The 23,357-nt window shown below is 45.3% G+C and carries 13 protein-coding genes and 1 other RNA gene; 3 read left to right on the plus strand and 11 right to left on the minus strand.

The window, feature by feature from the left end:
* Window positions 1–200 precede the first annotated feature (200 nt).
* Together QFZ48_RS03910 and QFZ48_RS03915 are read left to right on the plus strand one after the other, a co-directional pair.
* Complete coding sequence (locus QFZ48_RS03910; RefSeq protein WP_429045577.1) at window positions 201–2,672, plus strand: histidine kinase dimerization/phosphoacceptor domain -containing protein; 2,472 nt, start codon at window positions 201–203, stop codon at window positions 2,670–2,672.
* A 12-nt stretch (window positions 2,673–2,684) separates the two neighbouring features.
* The gene (locus tag QFZ48_RS03915) at window positions 2,685–4,652 is read left to right on the plus strand and encodes a sigma 54-interacting transcriptional regulator (protein ID WP_429061232.1); all 1,968 of its coding nucleotides are present in this window, start codon (window positions 2,685–2,687) and stop codon (window positions 4,650–4,652) included.
* 102 nt (window positions 4,653–4,754) lie between these two features.
* Here the strand turns inward: QFZ48_RS03915 and QFZ48_RS03920 are convergent, their stop codons facing one another.
* The 8 genes from QFZ48_RS03920 to QFZ48_RS03955 all read right to left on the minus strand — a co-directional run bounded on the left by QFZ48_RS03920 (window position 4,755) and on the right by QFZ48_RS03955 (window position 18,951).
* A complete protein-coding gene (locus tag QFZ48_RS03920; protein ID WP_429061233.1) occupies window positions 4,755–7,877 on the minus strand; it encodes a glycosyl hydrolase in 3,123 nt (1,040 codons plus the stop codon).
* 85 nt (window positions 7,878–7,962) lie between these two features.
* On the minus strand, window positions 7,963–9,798 hold the full coding sequence (locus QFZ48_RS03925; protein ID WP_429061234.1) for a beta-N-acetylhexosaminidase: 1,836 nt from the start codon (window positions 9,796–9,798) through the stop codon (window positions 7,963–7,965).
* Window positions 9,798–10,847 (minus strand): DUF6528 family protein, encoded by a 1,050-nt coding sequence (locus QFZ48_RS03930; RefSeq protein ID WP_429061235.1) that lies wholly within the window; start codon window positions 10,845–10,847, stop codon window positions 9,798–9,800. Before QFZ48_RS03930 ends, QFZ48_RS03925 begins: the two co-directional genes overlap by 1 nt.
* A 1-nt stretch (window position 10,848) precedes the next feature.
* The gene (locus tag QFZ48_RS03935) at window positions 10,849–11,958 is read right to left on the minus strand and encodes a DUF6528 family protein (RefSeq protein ID WP_429045567.1); all 1,110 of its coding nucleotides are present in this window, start codon (window positions 11,956–11,958) and stop codon (window positions 10,849–10,851) included.
* Window positions 11,959–11,973: 15 nt separating this feature from the next.
* Window positions 11,974–13,530 carry a RagB/SusD family nutrient uptake outer membrane protein gene (locus tag QFZ48_RS03940; protein WP_429061237.1) on the minus strand — a complete coding sequence of 519 codons (1,557 nt, stop codon included), beginning with the start codon at window positions 13,528–13,530 and terminating at the stop codon, window positions 11,974–11,976.
* A 12-nt stretch (window positions 13,531–13,542) separates the two neighbouring features.
* Entirely contained in the window at window positions 13,543–16,905 is a 3,363-nt protein-coding gene (locus tag QFZ48_RS03945) for a TonB-dependent receptor (RefSeq protein WP_429045564.1), read from the minus strand.
* A 212-nt stretch (window positions 16,906–17,117) separates the two neighbouring features.
* Window positions 17,118–18,287, minus strand: a complete 1,170-nt coding sequence (locus tag QFZ48_RS03950) for a FecR family protein (protein WP_429061238.1) — start codon at window positions 18,285–18,287, stop codon at window positions 17,118–17,120.
* A gap of 82 nt (window positions 18,288–18,369) precedes the next feature.
* Window positions 18,370–18,951: an RNA polymerase sigma-70 factor gene (locus QFZ48_RS03955; RefSeq protein ID WP_429045561.1), complete on the minus strand. Its 582-nt coding sequence runs from the start codon at window positions 18,949–18,951 to the stop codon at window positions 18,370–18,372.
* 418 nt (window positions 18,952–19,369) lie between these two features.
* Here QFZ48_RS03955 and QFZ48_RS03960 point away from each other — a divergent pair, with 418 nt between their 5' ends.
* Window positions 19,370–19,885 carry a GNAT family N-acetyltransferase gene (locus QFZ48_RS03960; RefSeq protein WP_429045559.1) on the plus strand — a complete coding sequence of 172 codons (516 nt, stop codon included), beginning with the start codon at window positions 19,370–19,372 and terminating at the stop codon, window positions 19,883–19,885.
* Window positions 19,886–20,253: 368 nt separating this feature from the next.
* Here QFZ48_RS03960 and ssrA read toward each other — a convergent pair.
* The 3 genes from ssrA to QFZ48_RS03975 all read right to left on the minus strand — a co-directional run bounded on the left by ssrA (window position 20,254) and on the right by QFZ48_RS03975 (window position 23,289).
* Window positions 20,254–20,627: a transfer-messenger RNA gene (ssrA, locus tag QFZ48_RS03965) on the minus strand.
* Between the two features lie 76 nt (window positions 20,628–20,703).
* Window positions 20,704–22,038: an RIP metalloprotease RseP gene (gene rseP / locus QFZ48_RS03970; RefSeq protein ID WP_429061239.1), complete on the minus strand. Its 1,335-nt coding sequence runs from the start codon at window positions 22,036–22,038 to the stop codon at window positions 20,704–20,706.
* A gap of 84 nt (window positions 22,039–22,122) precedes the next feature.
* On the minus strand, window positions 22,123–23,289 hold the full coding sequence (locus QFZ48_RS03975; protein ID WP_370909813.1) for a 1-deoxy-D-xylulose-5-phosphate reductoisomerase: 1,167 nt from the start codon (window positions 23,287–23,289) through the stop codon (window positions 22,123–22,125).
* Between the last annotated feature and the right edge of the window lie 68 nt (window positions 23,290–23,357).

Consider the following 23,357-nt stretch of genomic DNA (forward strand, 5'->3'; position numbering starts at 1 on the left):
TAAACAGGAAGAATAAAATTCTAATCAGTAAAAAATGCTATATATTGTATAAAATGCTTTCCATGTATTCCATCCCATGGCCATGAAATAAGCATTAAAAATCCAATTTGCTCCGAAGATGCTGTGATGATATTTGCTTTCTGAGTCAAAGTCCCTAAAGATCCAACTCTTCCCAGAGTTATTAATTTAAAAAGAATAACATGTCCAGGCTGACTCTTATGTACATACTGTTCGGTGTGCTGATGTTTTTTGACGGACGATCTCAAAGTTCTGCCAAAACAGAAGTGTCAGGCTATTCTTACTATCATCCGTCGAAGGATAAAGAGTCATGGCAGCGGCTGAATTTGTTGCTTAGCTCCACTTATATTGTTGTTGTAAAAGAAGGGCAGATTAGCCATGATACTTGTTTATATATGGCCAGCCGTTCCCTGGGTCTGAGCCGCTTTCCGGTGTTGGCGGAAGGAATCGGCGGCAACAAATTGTTTGAGCAATCTCATTGGATTGACCGGCGGGAACCAGGCGTTGGTATTGATCGCCTTTCAAAAGCAACAGGCCGGGAACACCTGCAATTATTGATACTCCTGGGATCCTACTATGCTTTTCAACCCGCTAACTATTACGGCTATAAGGACAGCGTTGAATACTTTCTGAACAAAGCAGTGGAAGAAAGTAAATCTTTGAAAGAAGAAAAGCTGGGTAGAATAGCACTTTGCCTGCTTGGAAAAATGTATGTACAAGTAAATGACAGTAAAGGTGATTCCATTTATAACCGGCTGATAGATGAAAGCCGGAAGGCCGGGGATAGGGAAACAGAAGCAAGGGCATTTGCCTACCGCGGCATGTATACAAGCCCCACGCGTGCTACCCTGCTTACAAAAGTCGCCGACCTGCAGAAAGCAGCGGAGCTTTATCGCAGTCTTGGCAATACAGAAGCGGAGATCAACGTATTAACTGATTTAGGCTATCTGCTCGTTGTAACCGGGCAATTGCCAACTGCCAATGAAATGTTTTCAAAAGCACTGGCGCTGGCTGAAGCAATAAACTATCCATATATCCATTATAATACGGAGGCACTTGCTATGGTTACCATGTTTCAAGGGAAATTTGGGGAACCATTAAAATATATCCTTCAAACAATCAAGGTGGCCGAAAGCTGCCGGGACAGTATTGGCTGGGGGTATTTTTATAGCCGGCTGTCGTTCCTTTACGATGCAGAGGGCAGGCAGAAAGAGAGTTTTGATATGGCGCAAAAGGCAATGAAAAGATTCCGCATAGACCGTAATCCAACGATATACAACGTGTTAAATCAGGTAGTAAACTATCTGAACGCAGATGGGCGTGCAAAAGAAGCGCTTAATCTTACGCTGGACATGTCAAAAAAGATGGGTATACCGTCGAATATTTCGGAGCAAATATTTTATTATCACACACTTTCCAACAGTTATCTATACACGGGCAACCTGGATCTGGCGGAGACACACTTAAAAAAGATGGACTCGCTGGAAACCATTGCCGAAGGCATCAGGGGGCCACTCCGGAGAATCTCGATCAATGATCAATATGCCATCATCTTATTTAGGCGGGGCGAGTACCGGAGATCAAGAGAATTATTTGAAAAACATTTTACACCTGTTTCATTAGCAGCCCGGGATTTACCATCCGACCTGGCTGCATACCGCTGGCTGATCAGTATTGATTCCGCGCTGGGTGATAAAGCGTCCGAAGCATCTCATTACGAAAAATACACACAGCTGCTCGACTCCAGTTTCAGGGTAACAAAAATCAGGCAGGCAGAAGAGCTCCGGGTAATGTACGAAACACAGGAAAAACAAGACCAGATCACATTACTACATGAACAGGCAATACTGGAAAGAGCCAATTTAAAACAGGCCAAACTGGTGAAAAATCTAACGCTTGGAGGCATTGCTGCCGTAATAATCATTGCCGGTTTATTATACTGGCAAAACCGCTTAAAACAAAAGAATAATAAAATAATCACGCACAAAAATGAACAATTGCAAAAGTTGCTTACTGACAGGGAATGGCTGTTGAAAGAAATACATCATCGTGTAAAGAATAATCTGCAAATTGTAATGAGCCTGCTCAATTCACAGGCTATATATATAAATAATGATGCCGCATTTACGGCCATCCAGGACAGTAAACGCCGGGTGTATGCCATGTCACTCATCCATCAAAAGCTTTACCAGTCTGAAAACATTGCCTCCATTGCCATGCCTGAATATATCAACGAGCTGGTGAACCATGTCCGGGAGAGCTTTGATGCCGGGAACCGGATAGTTTTTGAGCAGGATATTGAACCGCTGGACCTTGATGTATCGCAGGCAATCCCGTTGGGATTGATCATCAACGAGAGCATTGTAAATGCCATTAAGTATGCTTTTCCCGGTGATCGTGAAGGGATGGTGAGTATCAGCCTGCGACATAATGGGCCTGATCAGCTATTGCTGAGTATATCGGATAATGGCGTTGGCCTGCCTGCTGACCTTGATATACTGGAAAATAACTCGCTGGGGTTTGATCTGGTACAGGGGCTCGCAAAACAATTAAAAGGCCGCTTTAATATTACAAGCGATGACGGTCTGCGCATAACGATCAGCTTTGCCGTTGCCAGCAAACAAATTCCGGATGAAGCTCCAGGTAACTTTTAAGCAACAAATTTTATGAGTAAAAAAGTGCTTATTGTTGAAGATGAATTTATTGTAGCCAATGATCTGCGGTTAATATTAGTACGCGCCGGCTATGAGGTAACAGGTATTGCCGCTTCAGTTGAAGAGGCGAATGAACATCTGCTGAAGCAAGAACCGGGTCTTGTAATGCTGGATATCCGGTTAGAAGGAAATCAATCAGGTATTGACTTTGCCAGGAAACTAAGAGCTGAAAATATCGCTTTTATTTACTTGTCTGCCTACGCAAATCAACAAATACTGGAAGAAGCAAAAACAACCGAACCTTATGGATTTCTTGTTAAGCCATTCAAGGAGCAGGACTTACTGGTTACCCTGGATATTGCATGGTATCGTCACACCAATAGTCTTGAATCAAAATTGCGGCAGGAAGAACATTTGCAAAAACAGTTAACTGCAATAAGCAATGAAACTTCAGATGCGCCACAAAAATTATTGAAGGTGGCCCTGGCCATACAGCCTTTTATACCATTTGATTTTATTACATCGGGCATCAGGCCGCTTGATGCTGAACAGTTTGGTGATACAGGATATTTGCGTATCGGATTTAACGAATACCAGTTTGTTGGCGAAAAAGAATTAATGACGATTACAGGTTTAAATAAAAACCAGCTTTCCGCCATTATTGAAAATAGTTATACAGATAGCAACGCAGTTCTTTATAGCAGTAAAAACATCAATAAAAACACGTCCAGCGCTTCGCTGCAAAGGTTAATGCTGGATCATTTCCAGCTGAAGTCATATCTTGTATTTCCCGTCACGTTGGGGTATGGCCTATCTGTTCACTATTTTTTCTACAGCCGGCAGCCTAATATTTACACCAAAGAGCATATAGCCTTATTGGGCCGTCTGAAGCTATGCCTGGAAGAACTGGCTGAAAAAACAATCTATTATAAAACTCCACCGGCCGGAACAAAGAACCGGTCTTCTTCTGCCAATAAAGCACCGCATGAAGTATTAAACCATGCCGGGTTTAAAAATATCATCGGAAGTCATCATCTTTTGTTGTCTGCATTAGATCTTGCAGCGCAGGTAGCGCCGTATAGCACTTCTGTTTTAATATTGGGAGAGAGCGGTACCGGTAAAGAAAAAGTGGCGCAATCCATTCACCTGTCTTCGCCCAGGAAGAACGGGCCATTCATAAAGGTAAATTGTGCTGCTATTCCTCCAACATTAGTGGAATCTGAACTCTTCGGCCATGAAAAGGGTGCATTTACCGGCGCCTTTGAAAAAAGAAAAGGACGGTTTGAGCAGGCTGATGGCGGCACTATTTTTTTAGATGAGATTGGAGAATTGCCACTTGCCATGCAGGTGAAATTATTACGCGTTTTACAGGAAAGGGAAATCGAATATGTAGGCGGCAGATCACCTGTAAGAGTTGACATCCGTGTTGTGGCTGCTACAAGCCGAAACCTCGAAAAGGAAATTGCAAACGGAAATTTCAGACTTGATCTGTATTACCGGTTAAATGTTTTTCCCATTACGCTGCCCCCTTTACGGGAACGAAAAACTGACATCGAAGCACTGTCCATATTTTTTGCAGAAAGGTTTTGCAGGGCGTTCAATAAACCATTCAATGGCATTGCTGCATCAATGATAGGCGAACTGTACACATATAATTGGCCGGGCAATATTCGTGAACTCGAAAACATCCTGGAACAAGCCGTTGTTCTCAATGATGGTAAATCGAAATTGCAATTAGTACGAAAGCTTTCATTGCCGGCTTCCAGCCTGCCTGTCAGCACGGGTATCAACACCCTCGAGGAAATGAAGCACCTGCATCAGGAAACAGAAAGAGACTATATCATTTCCATTCTCAAAAAAACAAAAGGTCGGATTCGTGGCGCCAATGGCGCCGCGGAATTATTGAATATTAAACCTACTACCCTCGAATCAAAAATGGCTAAGTTGAATATAAGAAGGCGGGATTTTATCAATGCATAGGAAATATATAACCCTTATTCACTTAACCGTTTACCTGATTGTTCCACTTTTAAACCGCCAGCTCCCATCCGGAACGGCCTATGTTGTTGATACAAATTGACTTCAGCGCATAACTTTGATCCCGTAATCTTCTGCTAATCCGTAATCATAAACGTCATATTCATTCCCTGGTGGCTGCGTTTTTACATTGTACCATTTACCAGGATCAACCAGGCCCGGAGCCGGCTTGTTGTAAAATGGTCCTAAAACATTCTTCAAACTGCCGGTTACGGTTACTTCAATCTTATTAGTTCCCTTTTTTACAAATTCCCCGATAGACAACCTGTGGGGTTCAGCAGTGATGACGCCGGCAAGAATCCCATTTACCTTCACCGCTGCCACAGTGCCCTTCCATTTACCTAACTCCACTGCATATGACTTGCCGGGATCTGCCACTGTAAATATCTTCGTATAGGTGATACCGTGTCCATATAAAGGCAATCCCTGTTTGTTCCAGTAACCAAATTGTAATAGTTGCGGTTTAACAATGCTCCAGCCACGTGATGCCGCTTCCAGGTTGAAATCTCCCAAAATATAAACCGGTTCAATTTCAGCATAAACACTCATAGGAGAAACGGTTACAGCCAGTTCATTATCTCCTGTTTTTAAATAGCGGCCGATCTGGTATACGCCAAAGGAGCGGTCCAGCCACCATTGCCCGGGTTCATTTTTAATGTATTCACCATTAATTTTTACATCGTGCCAAAGTTCAGGTTGTTCTATTACCGCTTTGAAATTCCGGAAATCAACGCCAGCCTCCACATTGAAATGATAAACCGCCGTGTACCCGGTACCAGTGGAAAAAGTATCCCGGCTTACAATCGCCTGTTTAAATTGCGTACGGTTATTCCAGGGATTGCCTACGCCATCCGTAAATCCGTGGTGTTTGAAAGCTGTATTGGAGGCTACACCAACGTGTATATTGGTATAATTTGAATCCGGCTTATGTAAATGAAGATCGCAGAAATCAATCGTCAGGTTGTTGTCAAACGGCCTGCTTATTTTAGTTGCGGAAGCCTTCACAGTAGCCCATTCTGCAGCCGGTGCTTCTATTTTATATCCCGGTAATTTCTTATCCGCGATAAACAGTACCTGGCTTCCGGCTGGCGGAATATTAAAGTCGAAATGTACCTCCTGATCATGCAGCGAATAGTTAATGCGGGAAATGTTTCCCGAATTCATATCCATTTTTAACACATCCTGTCCCTGCATGTTGATGCTGCCCGAAGAAATACCGGTCATGCTGGCATTGGTCAGCAGTAATAACTCCCCGTTAGCCAGTTTACGGCGCTGATGATAAATGTTACCACCAATGCTGTCGCCTGTTCCACCCGATATGCTAAAGCCTTCATGATGGAACAGGTCCGGTAATGCCTCCCGGATCTGGCTGATGGTGGAAAGCTCATTGTTCACTGTTCCATCTACTAATCGTAATTGTTCAAAACAGATCACCCTTCCTCCCGCTGCAATATAATCTTTCAGTAAACGGAAGGTACTGCTGTTTATATTTTCCATACCTGGCGGAATCACTACCACCTTGTACGCCCGTTGTCCTACTACAAAGCTGCTTCCCTTAACACTGCCATGATCTTTGATCACGTTTTCTGACCCTAAATCATATTCCAGATGCGATCTTTGCATCTTTGTCACGAAATCATTAAAACTTTTGGTGATGTCGAAGAAACGTTTGTTCTCCCCGTCTCTGGCATAATACATCCAGGCCGAAGTGGTGGGTTCAATTACCAGGATATTGTTGTACTGCTGTCCTTTGGATAATAAATAAGATAAACGTGTGAAGTAATGATTCATAAAACGATAATAGGGCCACCATGGCTCATGATAAGAGAAGCTGGGTGGATAATCGTATTTGCGTGCTCCCGTCAGCGTCATAAACGATAAATGCTGATTCAAAAAGTTAACGCCTAATACAAACTCCCAGTCGGCAAGGCGTTTCATATCCTTAAAAGTAAGTTCCCAACCGGCGCCACCATAGGTTTCCGACAGGGTACGTGTTTTACCCAATTGATTAGCGACACTCCCCAGCTCTTTGACGGCGCGGATATTGCCAAACTGCACCGGTTTATCTTCATTAAACTGGTTGAACAACATATCAATACCCGGCATTTGATGCCAGGCATACATGGCCATATTATCTGGTCCGTGATAAGGACTTGGCCAACCATGTTCCCAATAATGCCCCGTCCAGGTAAGCTGGTGATCACTCATATAGGTGGACACGGGTTTAGACCACCGGTCGATAAAAAGTTCCAGCAAAACCTGGTAGTAATTATGGCGTACCCGTTTCCAATCGCCTGTTTCTTTAAACAGAGATGGCAGATGTAACCTCAGATCGTACTGCCAGTCTTTATAAAACCTGTCGAACAGATCAGGAGTCCAGCGTACACAGTTATGCCCTTCGTTGATGATGGTTGGTTCGTCAGAAAAAACGCCCTTGATGGTTTTGCCAAATTCTTTGCCCACCACTTTTTCATAACTTTTGTATGCGATGTCTATGAACTTATCCGTAACGCCTTTGGCCATCAGATCCACATAAGACACGCCTATAGGACCTGCCACCGAGCCCCGGTTCGAGCGTTGATAATTTACTTTTTTGAATAACTGATAATGTCCGGTTTTCCCTTCTTCGTCTTTCAAATCATTCGTTACATCTTTATAAGATCCATGTTCTTCTTTAAGAAATAAAAAGAAAGCAGAAAGGTCAGCAGGCAACCGGGTTGCTTCTTCCATATACAACATTTGACCCTGGTTGTAGGCTTCGGGCATTTGCTCTCCCACCAATCCGCCGGCAAAGCCTGTAGGGTATGAGTTTTCGTCGTATATCCAGATATTGAGTCCCAGTTTTTTTCCCTGCTGAAGGGCATATTCAAATAAATCAAACCACTCTTTTGATAAGTACTCCGTAATTAAACCGGGGCGTGGATGAATGATCACACCGCCAAAGTCATTCTTCCGGTAATCATTCAGCATGGAATCGATATTTCTTTTGGTAATTTTCGTATTCCATACCCAGAATGGCACGGTACCATAGTCTCTGCCAGGGTTTTTAAACCCCGCTGCAACCTCTTCAAAACGTTCCAATGGTTGTTGTGCATTTGCATTGGAAGAAATAAATACAGCAGCGATGATCAAAGCACTGCATAAGAATTGGCGGATACTTCTTGGCATAGGTTATGTTTTCGGTTTATCGTTATTATCCAGTACGGTACGCGTGATAATGCTTCTGTGGCCTGCGGGAGTAACAACCACCGTTTTAAGAATGATTGTTTTTTCCCCTGGGAATCGTAATAATTATTGGTTCGCGGTATTCGTGATCATAATCGCCCGGCGGCCGGTTGTTCAGCGTGTAAAATATCCTGGCTCCCCGTACAGGTGGCTGCACTTCAAACCTGAAAGTACCGGTTACGATTGTTGTATCTGTGCAGTTAAAAACGGTGGGTACGCGGTAGTTGATACCGGCTTTGTCGAAGCGCTCCAGGTGCAATGGTAATGCTGTGCCGGCGAAACGTGGATAGTCTTTGGCCGTTTCATCTGACCATCCTGTTTCCGCCAGCGCCAGCATACGTGGCAGCAGCATGTATTGGAGTTTGGAAACATCAGGAATGCTTTCCGTCCATATGCAGGCTTCCACGCCCATAATGTGTTTATGTTCTTCTCCGGACAATGCGGGGTATTCCGGGTTGTACTGATAAGCTTTCCATACCGGCTCATTACCTCCGTGACTGGATGGTTCCTGATCTGAAGTGCTTTGCGCATAGTCAAAATAAAGTCCGTTATGACCGGGCGCCAGCACTATGTTCAGCCCTTTCTTAACTTGCTCAATGGCGCCCTTTTCACCAAACCGGTTCATCACCGTGATGCTGTCTTTTGCATTGCCTGCTGCTACTTCATCCCAGGCAATCAGTTTTTTGTGTTTGGACTGAATGATTTTGTTCAGCCTTGAAATAAAATAGCTTTGCAGCTCGTGGGTATCATTGATATGATGTTCCTTCATAAAGTCCTGCACGGCTGTGTCCTTCTTCCAATATCCTTTGTAGCATTCATCTCCGCCAACATGAATGTATGGATAAGGGAACAATGCTGCTACCTCGCCGAATACTTTATCGAGGAATTTGTAAACTCTTTCATCAATAGGATTGAGGGAATTGTCTACATACATTTCAAAATCACCCGAGGGAAACCATTTGGCGAAGCTGCTGCCTGGATTCACTTTAATATCAGAATTCTGCGTAACACACAGCTCAGGATATGCTGCTATGGCCGCCATAGAGTGACCTGGCACATCAATTTCCGGCAGTATTTCAATATGTCTTTCAGCAGCGTAAAGGATCACTTCTTTCACTTGTTCCTGGGTGTAAAAGCCACCATCGGTGGCAAGCTCGCCAGGTTGTGGAGGCAGGGTATTGCCGCCGAACTCGATACGTGGCACACGCCAGGCGCCCACTTTCGTTAGTTCAGGACAGCTTTTGATTTCCAGCCGCCACCCCTGGTCGTCCGTAAGATGCCAGTGAAAACGGTTCAGTTTATAGTAAGCCATCAGGTCCAGCAGGTCTTTGATCTGTTCCACCGTAAAGAAATGCCGGGAAACATCCAGCATGAGTCCGCGGTAGCCGAAGCGGGGAGCGTCTTCTATGGTGAGACAGGGAATAGCTGCTGCTCCGCTTGTTGACACGGACAACAACTGCAGTAAAGTTTGCATACCATAAAACAAGCCCGCGTTTCGGCCTGTGAGGGTAATGCGGTCTGGTGTTACCAACAGCCGGTATCCTTCTTCGGGTAGTTGTTCAGCACCGGTAGCAGTGATGAGCAGTTCCGGCTGCAGACCCGCTGCTTGTGCAGTGCCTGTCATTATTTTGTTTCTGAACTTCCAGGTACTGAACAAACGATCCGTGAAATACTCAACGGCGCGCTTCTCCCGAACGTCCGTCCGGATCAACGTGTTAGCGTTGAAGAGAAAGTTGCCCGTATCCATTTTTACAGAACGCGGCATGGGAACCAGCGCCGGTGTTGCCTGCTGCGCAACACTGCTGCCGGCACTAAAGCCCAGTAACGCCAGGCAACAGGTATATATCTTTTTGCTAAAGTACATCACTGATAATTGTCGTAAACTATTTTTATTTTGTAGAAACAGGCGCCGTTCACTATTCTTGATCCCTGCCACTGCCCGCCTGATGTATAGAAGTCAACCGTGCTGGCAGACCAGTTATTGAGCAGGCAACTGATGGCAGGACGTGGATTTTTATTGGCGTCCGGACGCACCAGTACAATCTGTCCGCCGGGTTGGTTCCCTATCCCTTTTACAAAGGTCAGGTTGTTTGTGGGGGACATGGAAAAGGTTTTTGTAGTTTTATTAAAGACATATTCTCCTCCGTTGGTAGTGACCCATAACAGGTTGGTATTACCATAGTACGCGCTTACTTCATGGCCCCAGGCAGTAGGTAATGTAACCCGGTACTGTGTTAGTTCCGTTAATTCCGGGTTGGTAGCATTGCCGCCAACAGCCAGGGCAGTGAGGATATGCGCATTATTGGATAAATCCTGACCGGTAACCCATAATCCATTAATTACCGGGTCCCATAATACGGCATGTGCCGCGCCCAGCGTAAACTCCGCGTAGGTGTTGTTATCCGCCCCCTGTGAGGAAGCATACACCCTGATCCAGTTACCATCAGATGCTGCGAGGGCGATGTTACCATTGGGCAGCAGCTCTGCTGAATGCAGATTCCCGCTGATCACTTTTGACCATACCCGCTGCCCGGATGGATAGCCAATCAATGCCGCCATGCCGTTGTCGCTGATAACTGCATAGCTGGCATCCTGCCAGATTTTCATTTTCCGCACTTTGAAATCGGTGCCTCCACCAAAACTCTTAATTTCATTTGTGCTGAAGCCCAGTGTAGTGGTAGGAGACCATCTCCACTTTTTTGCATCCACAGTGTTCCAGTCCGTGATCATTGGATCATACAACTCTATCTGCTTGCTGGCGTCATTAGTTAATGCCAGCTGCAGTCCCGGATAAGGCTCGGGAGTTTGCACAGTTGGCGGACCGGGAGCATCTGCTCCCGGTTTTTTACTACAGGCCATCTGAAGAACAACCAAAGCGATAGCAGCGCCCATCCGTATTATTCTGCTCATCATATCAATAATAGTTTGGATCAAATGCTTTCGCTTTATAAATAGCAGCTCCGCTTACAGTACGGGAACCGGTGGCAGCACCGGTGGTGGCATTATAAAAATTAACCACGGAGGTACACCAATTACTGGCGGGATACAATGGGCAGCCAGTGCTGGGTCGTGTTTCTATAAGCGTATTCTGTCCGGGTTGACTGCTGATAGATTTCGCAAAGATTCCATAGGCCGCTCCGGGCATGTCGCTGAAGGTTTCCGTGGATATATGAAAAATATGAACACCGCCATTGGTCGTAATCAGCAACTGGTCCGGGTTATTCACATCGGCTGCAAGGTCGTGCCCCCAGGGACGTGGCAAAGAGTCATAAGAAGTATCCAAACGCAACTTGGGGTTTGTGATAGTGCCTCCGGATCCGGGAGCGTTATAAGAGTATTTTCTCAGCGCATTTCCCAGCGCCCAGAGCACCTGGTGTGTGGCATCCCAAAGCACCGCATGAGCGGAGGCAAAATGGTATTGTGTGTTTACGCCGTGATTGGGTGATGGCTGTGACGATGAATAGATACGGATCCATCCCTGCGGCCATTTTTCGCCGGCGCTGGCAACCACACAGTTGCCATCAGGCAGTATTTCCATCGCATGCAGGCTGGTGGTATCATTAAAACCCATTACCCATAGCTTCTGCCCCTTTGTGCCTGTACCGGTATAACGGGCTATGGTGGCCAATCTATATGACGTGGCGGTGATCACCTGCGAGGTGCCGGCAAACACCGTATTGTTCCTCACCTTGATATCTGTAGGCGCCTTCCAGAGAGGTATTTCACTCGTGGCATTGTACGACAGTGCAGTGGTAGGCTTCCAGACCCATTTGGGCGTAGTCCAGGAAGCATCTGCCGGATCATATATCTCAATGTCGTTTGGGACCTCATTCGTAATAGCCACCCAGCAACAGGTTGCCAGTTCTGTTTTGGGTTGCACCTTTGCCGGCGATTGATCTTCAACTTGTATTTGATCTGCCCGCCGGGAGCAGGAAACTACGAGTAAAGCCAATACAATTGCTTTCCAATTCACACAGGTAGATCGCAGGCAGGAATTACCTGCCTTCATCATAATTTTTTTCATGACTGTGAGTTTTAGTTAGTAACCTGGATTCTGAGTAAGTTTATCATTCAGTAATACTTCTGCATTAGGTATTGGAAATAACAGCCGGTTCTGGGTAACATTATAACTTCCTGCCTGCAGATAACTATACTTCGCCTTTTGTTGAACACCAAAGGCATTCATTACGGCGATGGCATTGCCTGTCCGTACCAGATCGAGCCAACGCTTATTTTCAAAGGCCAGCTCCACTCTTCTTTCCTTTAAAATGACCGTTTGCAATGCTGCCTGATTGGTGCTGGTGATATTATGTAACGCATCCCCAAAAGCGCGTTCTCTTACTGCGTTCAAATAAGGCAATGCTTCACCTGATTTGCCCTGTTGATTCAGGCTTTCCGCCAGCAGCAATAAAACCTCTGAATAGCGGTAAACCGGCCAGTTGTCATTGGTTTGATTACCGATCGTATGCGTATGCAGGTATTTCTTTGGAAACGGCCGTCCGACTTTGCCTGCCGGCGCTGTATAATCTACGGCTGATTTAACCGCAGTAGCCGTAAAATCATCGGTGGCATTGAATGTACCTTCGGCTATAGCGATCGATGCATCAAGGCGTTGATCGCCTGATTCATATGCATTGATCAGGTCCTGTGTAGGGGTGTTAAAACCACCCACAGTGGTAACGCTGTTAAAGTTTACGCCAGTCACCACCGTAGTGTTGACCATGCGTGGTAAAAAATTATAAACAGATGCCTCTACATTGGCCTGTGGTACGGCCAGCCCGGTGTTGAACTGGATTTCAAATATAGACTCCTTACCATTTTTATTCACCAGCTGAAATGCATCGCCATAACCTGGAAACAACGCATAGCCCATTGCAGTTACCTGTTTTAACGCATTTTCAGCGAGGTCATATTTCTTCAGGGTGAGATATACGTCACCCAGCAGGGTCAACGCCGCGCCCTTTGTAGCGCGCCCTGTTTGCGGAAAAGTGGTGGCGCTCAGTTTGGCAGCGGCATCAGTAGCATCAGCAATGATCAGGTCGTATACTTCCTGCGCGGAAGAGCGCGGGATGTAAGTCTCTTCACGGTTAAGCGGTGCGTGTTTATAAATGGGCAATCCGCCGTAATAACGCACCAGGTCGAAATACACCAGGGCACGGATAAACTTTGCCTGGCCCAGAATAGCGTTGCGATTGGCATCAGACAACTTAATATCATCAATATGATCTATGATCACATTCGCCGCTGATATGGCGTTAAAACCCAAATTCCACTTTGGAGGTGTCTGGTTATTATACTTATCATCCAGAAAATCTGCTACTGCGTAACGGTTCACCGTGGCTACTGCCTGGTCAGATGATTTGTAATCGTAGTGCGTGTTATCTGAACGCATTTCGCCCATTACCCAGGCGCTTCTGTTATTATAAAGCCCGCGCAACTGGCTATAAGCGCCGTTCACCGCCAGGTCATAATCGTTCTGCGTTTTGAAGTAGCTGCCCAATGTTACATTGTTGGGATTGACTTCGGCGAGAAATTTCTTACAGGATATCTCCACCAAACTCAGTATCACTAATATTAAACAGGAAATCTTTTTCATTTTTACTGATTTTTAAAGACCGAGATTCAAGCCAAACGTAAATGTTCGTTGCAGTGGGTAAGCACCCAGATCCTGCCCCTGCTGCGTTACAAATGCGAGTCCACCAGCACTTACTTCAGGGTTCCCCGGGTAACTGGTGAAGATGTATACATTTTGTGCTGATGCATACACTCTTAAACTCTTGATAACAGGTGTCCTGAATTTTCTCAGCATATATCCAAGTGTGATATTGTTGATAGTGAGATGGGAAGCATCATAAACGAACAGTGTATTATCTGTACGGTATGCCCCGGTGGTGTTAGCTAAAGTACGCGCCACCTTTCCATTACCCGGATTGGCCTCGGAGCGCCAGCGATCAAGCAATTCCGGCGGACCGTTAAATACACCGTCCAGGTTGTATGTACTTTCCTGCATGCCATTTTTCAGCTTGTTGCCATAAGTACCTGACATGGCGATATTCAGATCGAAGTTTTGGTACTGAAAGGTATTACTGAAACCAAATATAAATTTGGGATTAGGATCTCCGATCACCGTCTGATCATCCGGGAAAGTAATCTTGCCATCGCCGTTTAAATCCTTGAATCTCACTGTTCCCGCCTGAGAGAGTGTAGTGGTACCGGTTCCATAATATTTAGGACCGGCATCGGCTTCTGCCTGATTTTTGAAAATGCCGTCAAATATATATCCATAAAACTGGCCGATAGGCTTCCCAACAAGTGTCCGGTAGTCGGTGAATTCAGATAATGTCCTTGTCGGATTGTCGGCAAAAGAAATATTGTTTAAACCAATTCTTTTAACAAGATTTCTGTTAAATGAGATATTAAAGTCCGTATTCCATTTGAGTTTTCCGGTCAGATTTTTAGTGCTTACAGTAAACTCATGTCCCCATTGGCTGATATCACCCAGGTTATCTTGCACGCTTGAAAAACCCGAAGATTGCGGAACAGGTAGTACGAATAATAATCCCGTCGTCAGCTTATTGTAATAATCGTAAGAGAAATTGATCCGGTTGTCAAATAGCCCCAGATCAAAGCCGGCATCAAATTGCCGGTTGCGTTCCCAGGCCAGATTCGGGTTACCCAAACTGGTTTGTACCTTTCCCGGAGCCAGGCCACCTGAAAAAGAATAATTGGCATTACCAATACCTGCCACGGTAGTGTAGTTACCTATCTCATTCATACCGGTTAAACCGAAGGTCGCTCTTAGTTTCAGCAAACTCAGGTTCGGCACATTTTTAAGAAAGGATTCATCACTGGCGATCCAGCCTGCACCGATAGAAGGAAAAGTACCCCATTTGTTATTATCCCCGAAACGTGACGACCCGTCTCTCCTGATGGTAGCCTGCAAAAAGTAACGCTCTTTATAACTGTAGTTTAAACGACCCAGGAGCGACGCCATTGTCCAGGCGTTAAAGCTGGAAGTGTTGGTAGTAAAACGGGTAGCAGCACTTAAATAGGAAACGCTGTTATCCGGAAAATCGCGGCCCACCATATCGCTTGCAAAACCTGTAGATCGTTGTATTGTAAAACCGCCCAGTAAATCCAGTGAATGATCTTTCCCAAATTGACGCCGGTAGTTCAATGTATTTTCATTGAGCCAGGAATAATCATTATTTACGGCTGATTCACCCAAAGCAGTGTTGTTGCCTGGCGGCGGATTTTCTATAGGTATTGCATTAAAGCCGCCTATTGAAGTAGATGGAATAAACCGGTTGCGGGTCATGCCGCCAACGTCCGCACTACCGGATGTACGGAAGGTCAGATGATCCGTGATTTTTACTTCTGCGAATAAATTGGCCAAGACCCGTAACCGGTTAGCATCGTCTTTTACTTCGAGCAATTGCCTCAGCGGGTTTGCCCATACAAACTGGTTGGTAAAACCAGAAATACCCAGGGCCAGTGAGCCATCCGGGTTGTAAGGAGAGCCCATAGTAGGCATCATGGAGGCAGATGCAAAAATGGCACGCTGTCCATCCACATTAAAACCGTCCCCCTGCCTGTTGTTATGCTCCAGTTGTAAAGACGGTGCAACACCAAAACCTACCTTCACCCGTTTGCCAGGATTGAAATCACCATTCACGCGCAATGAAAAACGCTTGTAGCCGGTGTTTACAAGGATACCCTGCTGATTAAAATAACCAGCCACGATACTGTACGCAGCCTTATCGTTGCCTGCATTAATAGACAGGCTATAATTCTGCACAGGCGCATTCCTGGTCAGCACGCTGAACCAGTCCGTACCCTCTCCATATTGCTCCGGATTCTGATATACAGCAGGTATACCGCCGGTATAGCCTTCGTATTTGATCTTATCTTCATAAAAACCTTTCATGTAAGTAGCCAGTTGTGTGGCGTTCATTACAGGCGGGATCAATTCACGCATCAATGAAGCAGTCCCGTAATAGGAATTAAAATTTATTTGCGTGGCGCCGGATTTCCCTCTTTTGGTCGTGATTATCACCACACCGTTGGCGGCGCGTGAACCGTATAAAGCGGTGGAAGAGGCATCTTTCAGAATGGTAAAGGATTCAATTTCATCAGGGTTAATATTATTGATGTTATCAGGGTTGCCCAACATAGGCTGTCCGTCTACTACTACCAATGGCCGTACGTTGGATGTAAAGGAGGCCGCGCCGCGTATACGCAGGTCCATCCCCTGTCCTGGCCGTCCGGTAGTTTGGGCTACCTGGGCTCCCGGCAGCTTGCCTTGTAACCTTTCAGCGAAAGTGCCGGTTGGCTGATCTTTAATATCAGTGGCAGAAAGCTTTGCTACCGAGCCCACAATTTCACGCGAATTTTGTCGGCCATAAGCGACTACCACCTCGGTGAGCTGTGAGGTGGATTGTTCCAGCTGTACGTCGATAACAGTTTGCCCTTTGATCGGTATTTCTTTGGGGGTATAACCCAGGTATTTGAATGATAACACGCCGCCTCCATCAGGCACACTGAGCGTATAAGTACCATCAGCTTGTGTGGCTGTTCCAATCTGGGAGTCTTTAAGCCTTACAGCAACTCCGGGTAATGGATGATTATTGGCATCAGTAACCCGCCCTTTGATGGTCATGTTAACCAACGTTGGTGCTGTTTGGCGCGTCACCACGATCGTGTTTTCATGGATTGAGTAAGTAAAAGGCTGACTGGCAAAGCTTTTCCGCAATACTTCTTCTACTGTTGCATTGGTTACCTGTATGGCTACGGGTTGAGCATCCTTTAAAATTTCAACATTCCATACAACATTATAACCCGTTTGTTTCCGGATCTGGCGGAATACCTCCCGGAGAGTAATTTGTTTAGCTGATAATGTTACCTTTTGAGCATAACCGGAGGCGCTGACTTCCATTAACGCTGCGATCATTAAAACAAAGGTGAGTTTCATAATCAACAGGAATTTTTTGTACGTGGCGCCGGCTTTTTTTGGGCACACGTCAGGTATGTAAAATTTCATTACATTTGGATGTTTGGGTTTAATAATCAGAAACTGTGACTACAATAGCTTTCGAAACTTGTTTTTCACAGGGTAAGCTCAAACTATCCGGGGGCGCTCCAACGCTCCCGGTTTTTTATTGCGCCCTGTTTGCAGATATTTTTTTATGGCATAACTGTGATCCTCCTTCCGTTTATTTTAAAGTGTACGGTACCTGTTAATTCCAGCATATTTAATACTTCAGAAACATTTTTTGACCGCGATAAACTACCGCCAATGGCTTTTCCTGACACGTCGCCCTGGTAGATAATTTCTACATTATACCAGCGGCTGATTTGCCGCATGATGCTTTCCACCTTTTCATTCTCAAATAAGAAGTAGCCATTTTTCCATGCAATAGCTCCTTCTGTATCTCCCTCTTTTATATTGATCTTGCCGGAAGTCCTGTTTAATATTGCTTCCTTACCAGGAGCCAGCAAGGCATTTGCCCCACCGCAATCTACTTTTACGGCACCTTCAAGCAGCGTAACAATATTGTGCTGGTCATCAGGGTAAGCGTTAATATTAAAATGTGTTCCCAATACCCTTACGGTCATAGGTGCTCCCGATCCTGCATTTACCGTTACAAAAAATGGCCTGGCTTTGTCTTTAGCCACTTCGAAATATGCCTCGCCGGTAAGTGTTACATTCCTTTCATTTCCGGGAAATGACGCGGGGAAACGCAGTGATGAACCTGCGTTGAGCCACACTTTGGTGCCATCCTGCAATGTCATCTGATACTGGCCGCCATAGGGTGTACTCAGGGTATTGTAAACGATGGAGGCAGCGGAGCTACCAGCCGCCTCCTGGTTATAAATCAGGCTGCCGCTGCCGGTCTTATTTACTGAGGCATTGCCCTGTTGGGATATGAGCCCGTTTTTAGCCTCTTCCAGCACTATCTTATCACCGTTAGCTAATGTTAATATTGCTTTGTTTCCCCCGGGACCAATGTCTTTAATATCCCCGGCAATAGCAGCAGGGTGGGTTGAACGGTGGATCTGCGGGTAGTAAAAATAGGTGGTCAATCCCAGGATGAGCAGTACAGATGCAGCAGCAGACAGGTAGTACCAAAGCCGCCTGGTAGTACCTGGTTTGGTTGCAGGATTATTGATTTGCTGATTCAGGCGCAGGAGCATACGCAAACGTACCTGTTCTTCTTCATCCGCATTTTCTGCCGGCCATTCAACATCGGTTTGATTATGATCCTGGTACCAGGCCATTAACTGCTCTTCTTCTGCCGGTGTAATCGTGCCGGCAAGGTATTTTTCGATCAGGTAATATATATTGTCCTTCAATGTATAAATTTTATCCTTATACAGATAGGTACCATAAGGCTGATCTTTACCCTTAGTGAGCGGAGGATTTTTTTTGAAGAAATTAAGAAAGGAACATTTTAACGATTATGATCACCCATAAATAAGGGCGATTCAATTTAACTTTCAGTACTTTCAATGCTTTAGTAAGATGTGCTTCGGCCGTTTTCTCGGCAATACCCAATCTTTGGGCTACTTCTGGTATACTTAGTCCTTCTTCCCTGCTTAGTTTAAACACCAGGCGGCATTTCTCCGGTAAAACTTCCACTATTCCATTAATGTGTTGCTGCAAGAATCTGGTGTAGATCTTTTCTTCATCCCAGGTGGTGATTATGGGATCGGCGGCCTGTTCTTTTATCTCATCCCTCCGTTTCTGCCGCACATATTGTTTAAACACAGATAGCCTCACTGCAGTAGCGAGATAGGCATTTACATTATCGATATAAAGCTCTTTCCGCCTGTTCCAGAGGCCGATAAAGACTTCCTGCACAATTTCTTCTGCAATTACTTTATCCCTGCAATGATTATATGCAATGGCCAGTAATTTCTTCCAGTAGCGGTCGTAAATTTCAGTAAAAGCATCTCCCTTATCCTCGCGCAGGAACATTATCAAATCTGCATCAGTTTGTTGCCGGTACTGCGTCATGTGATTGGTATGGTACACAAGAATATAAAAATAAATCGAGTTTTTGTACCTGTATATGAAAAGATAATATTTAGGAGAAAGGGTACCGGGGCAGATGGTAAATCTTAAAGGCGAACTAAATGCGCCTGTATATTTGATACTGGATTAGTAAGTGCGGGGGGACCATCTTCTTTTCTATATTTCCTTTTCATACAACTGTTTATGGGTAACATAAAAATATGCATGCCCGTTATGAAGTACGTATCATAGTTTTCTTTATTTTCACATGGATTTCCACTTTTCTTTAATCTGAGCGTATGTTGGATATTGTATTACAGTAATTACCGTCCAGGTAATTACATCTTCAGCTGATAATCTATTCATAGCTCCTGTGCCTTCGGCAGCGGGAGTATCTTCTATTTATTTAATTCTATCAGAAATGCACAAATACAATTATACTTTCAGAAGGGAAGAGCCTTCTGATATCGGAGCTATCGATCAGGTAACGAAGGCTGCGTTTGCCTCAGCAGCATATAGCAGTGGAACGGAATCATTCATCATAAAAGCCCTGCGCGCAAATGGCCGGCTGACCCTTTCTCTGGTAGCAGAAGAGGAGGGAGTATTGATAGGACATATTGCTATATCGCCAGTAACCATTTCTTCAGGAAGCGAAGGCTGGTTTGGACTGGGGCCCGTATCGGTAATCCCTTCCAGGCAAGGATCTGGCGTGGGGTCCGGCCTGATCAGGGCCGCCATTGACGCATTGCGGGAGTTGGATGCAGCCGGCTGTGTGGTGCTTGGCGAGCCTTCCTATTATGGCCGGTTCGGATTCAGGAGTGATGCCCGTTTGCAGTACAAGCATGCTCCTGCTGAATATTTCCAAATACATTCATTTACAGGAGCGATACCGGAGGGGACTGTGGAATACGATGATAGTTTCAACGTTACCAGTTGAAATTAATCAGATGTAAATAGAAGAGGCTGTCTCAACAAGATTGAGCAGCCTCTTCTTCTTTGGGCCTGATAGCGACCGGAAGGCGTTGAAAAATCCTCAATGCGTTCGAACGCACTAACTGTTTCTATCGGTGAACATAGGTCCTGCTCAAGTAGCTTGAATTTTTTTTAATTTATCTCCGCCGGGACGCTGGTTCAGATGAAGCAAATTGGATTACTTATTTTATAAGGGGCAATAAAAAAGCAGGATACAAAACCTGCCATTACTGTAAAAAACACGACCAAAAAACTATTAGTTATTGCAATCAATAAGAATACTATTGAAAGGCACATAAAAAAGCCTCTGGTTACCCAGAGGCCTAAAATTATTTGTGGAGATGGCGGGAATCGAACCCGCGTCCAAACATATTCGCCGAAAGCTTTCTACATGCTTATTTACGCATTGTTTTGTCGGGATCTGGCAGGGGCGTAACAAACCAACCATCTCCTTATCCGTTGTAGCTTCAGTATTCACTCACAGAAACCATGAATACCTATCCCTATGGGTTTATGATTCGGCGGCGGAAGTCGCATAAGGCGACAACTTCAAGCGGCTATAATGGGTGTCTAATTTATAATTAGGCAGCCATGGCGTAGTTAGATTCGCCAATTAGAGTTTGAATATTCAGATTATCGTGCTAATTATCCAACGCACGGCATGCTTACACTCTCAAAGATCTATGCTGTCAAAACCAGGCATCCCCCTGTAAAACAGTTTACAAAGATACTATAAAAAACTGGCATTTGATCATTCATCACAATCAAATGCCAGTAATATTTTTAAAATAATCCACTCAGCAGGTTTCTCCACACATCCAGCCCGTTTGCAAACAACAGCAAACTAAACAGGATCAGCATACCTGCAATTTGCGCGTACTCCAGGAACTTCTCGCTCGGCTTGCGGCCTGTAATAATCTCGTACAACAGGAAAAGCACATGGCCGCCATCCAGCGCCGGAATAGGCAGGATATTCATGAATGCCAGGATAATGGATAAAAATGCAGTCATCTCCCAGAACATCTGCCAGTCCCACGCATCAGGGAACAGTTTGGCAATAGACATAAATCCTCCCAGCGACTCACTCACCTTCACTTCTTTGGAAACAAAGATCAGGCGAAGCTGCTGCACGTATTTTACGAGTTTGTCGATGCTCTTGTGAAAACCGGCCGGGATAGATTCCAGGAAAGTATACTTCTTTACTTTATACTCAAAAGGATCTCTTGGATAAACACCAAATGTACCTTTCTCACTCAGCTTTGCAGCCAGGTTCAACGTGTCCTTGCCACGAACCAGGGTCACTATCACATTTTCATTCTTGTGCTTCCTGATCTCCGTTGCAAACTCATGATAGTACAGATACGGTGCTCCATTGATCGCAATAAGCTGGTCGCCGCTCTTCACACCTACCTTTGCGGCCGCAGATCCCGGAAGAGTACTGTCGGCGATATAAGGAAGACGGGGCATGGCAAAAGGCGCTTTCTGCTTCAGCAGCTGCCTGGTAAAGCCAGCCGGAATAGGAAGATCAAGGGTTTTACCATCGCGTTCTACCTGGATACTTTTGGCTTCCGAAAGAATTACATCTCCGGGGATCGCCTCAAAGGCTTCCACGTGATGGTGATCAATGGTAACGATCTTATCACCGTCCTTCATACCAATGCTGCGGGCCAGGGAATCTGTTACCACGCCATATTTTGCGGCAGAAGTAGGCAGGTAGGTTTCACCCCAATGCCATAAGATCATCGCATAAATAAAGAACGCAAGAACAATATTAACGGTAACGCCGCCGATCATAATGATCAAACGCTGCCACGCCGGCTTGGCACGGAACTCCCACGGCTGCGGGGGCTTTGCCAGCTGCTCTTTGTCCATACTTTCATCTATCATCCCGGATATCTTTACATACCCTCCCAACGGCAGCCAGCCGATACCATATTCTGTTTCACCCTTCTTTATCTTGAAGAGGGAAAACCATGGATCAAAGAACAAATAGAATTTTTCCACCCTGGTTTTGAACAACTTGGCCGGGATAAAATGGCCTAACTCATGCAACACTACCAAAATAGAAAGTGACAGTAACAACTGTCCGGCTTTCACCAATATTACCTCTGTAGTCATTTAATTGTTTCTGCTTTAATCTGCCTAATATATCAGTTTTAATACATATTCCGGCAAAACTCTTTGTTAATTTTTACTGGCAATTTATATAACGATAGAATTGATAAGGGATGCAGCGTGTTCACGTGCGGCATTATCGCATTCATAATAATCGTGCAGGGTGGGGGTTTCAATAAACGGTATTTTACCCAGCGTTTCCTCAATTACTTCCGTCATCTGCAGGAAACCTATCCTGTTTTTCAGGAAAGCATTCACCACTTCCTCATTGGCGGCATTCATTACACACGCAGCGTTTCCGCCTTTGTGCATCGCCTCAATAGCAATGGCCAGGTTACGGAAAGTTTTGGTGTCCGGCTGCTCAAAAGTAAGCGTAGGATAATTACGGAAAGAGAAACGGGGGAAATCATTGGCCAGCCTGTCGGGATATCCCAACGCATACTGGATAGGCAGTTTCATATCCGGTAACCCCATCTGTGCTTTCAGGGAACCATCCACAAACTGCACCATCGAATGAATGATAGATTGCGCGTGTATCACCACTTCAATGTTTTCCGGCGCCAGGCCAAACAGCCAGCGTGCTTCAATCATCTCCAGCCCTTTATTCATCAGGGTGGCGGAATCAATGGTTATTTTAGCGCCCATGCTCCAGTTTGGATGCTGCAGGGCATGGTCTTTTTTTACATTGATGAGGAAGTTCGGCTTTTTACCGAGGAAAGGTCCGCCGGAAGCGGTGAGGATTACCTTTTCCACCTTGCTGAAAGGCTCTCCCAGCAAGCATTGGAAAATGGCGGAATGTTCAGAATCCACCGGTATGATGGGTACATTTTTCCTGCGGGCGGTAGCCATTACAATATCACCGGCTACTACCAGGGTTTCCTTGTTGGCCAATGCCACCGGGGTGCCCTGTTCAATAGCAGATAATGTAGGCGCCAGACCGGCAAAACCCATGATGGCGGCCAGTACCATGTCAATCGAACTCCAGGCGGCTACTTCCACCATCGCTTTCGGACCGGCAAATACTTTGATGCCTTTATCAAATAATACATCTTTTACCTGTTTGTACTTTGCTTCACTGCCTATCACTACCGCATTAGGCTTGAATTTCAGCGCCTGCTCAATCAGCAGGTCAGCATTTTGCTGTGCAGTCAATACTTCTACACTAAACCTGTCGGGGTGCGCAGCGATCACCTCCAGTGCCTGTATGCCAATGGATCCGGTTGATCCGAAAATGGCAATCTTTCGTTTATTCATTACGGTGATTTACGTTTTTACAGTTAACAAAAAATGAAGAATCAGCTGCCGGTAAAATAGCCTGACAG

It is taken from the genome of Chitinophaga sp. W2I13 (genome assembly GCF_050434005.1).
Lineage (GTDB): Bacteria > Bacteroidota > Bacteroidia > Chitinophagales > Chitinophagaceae > Chitinophaga.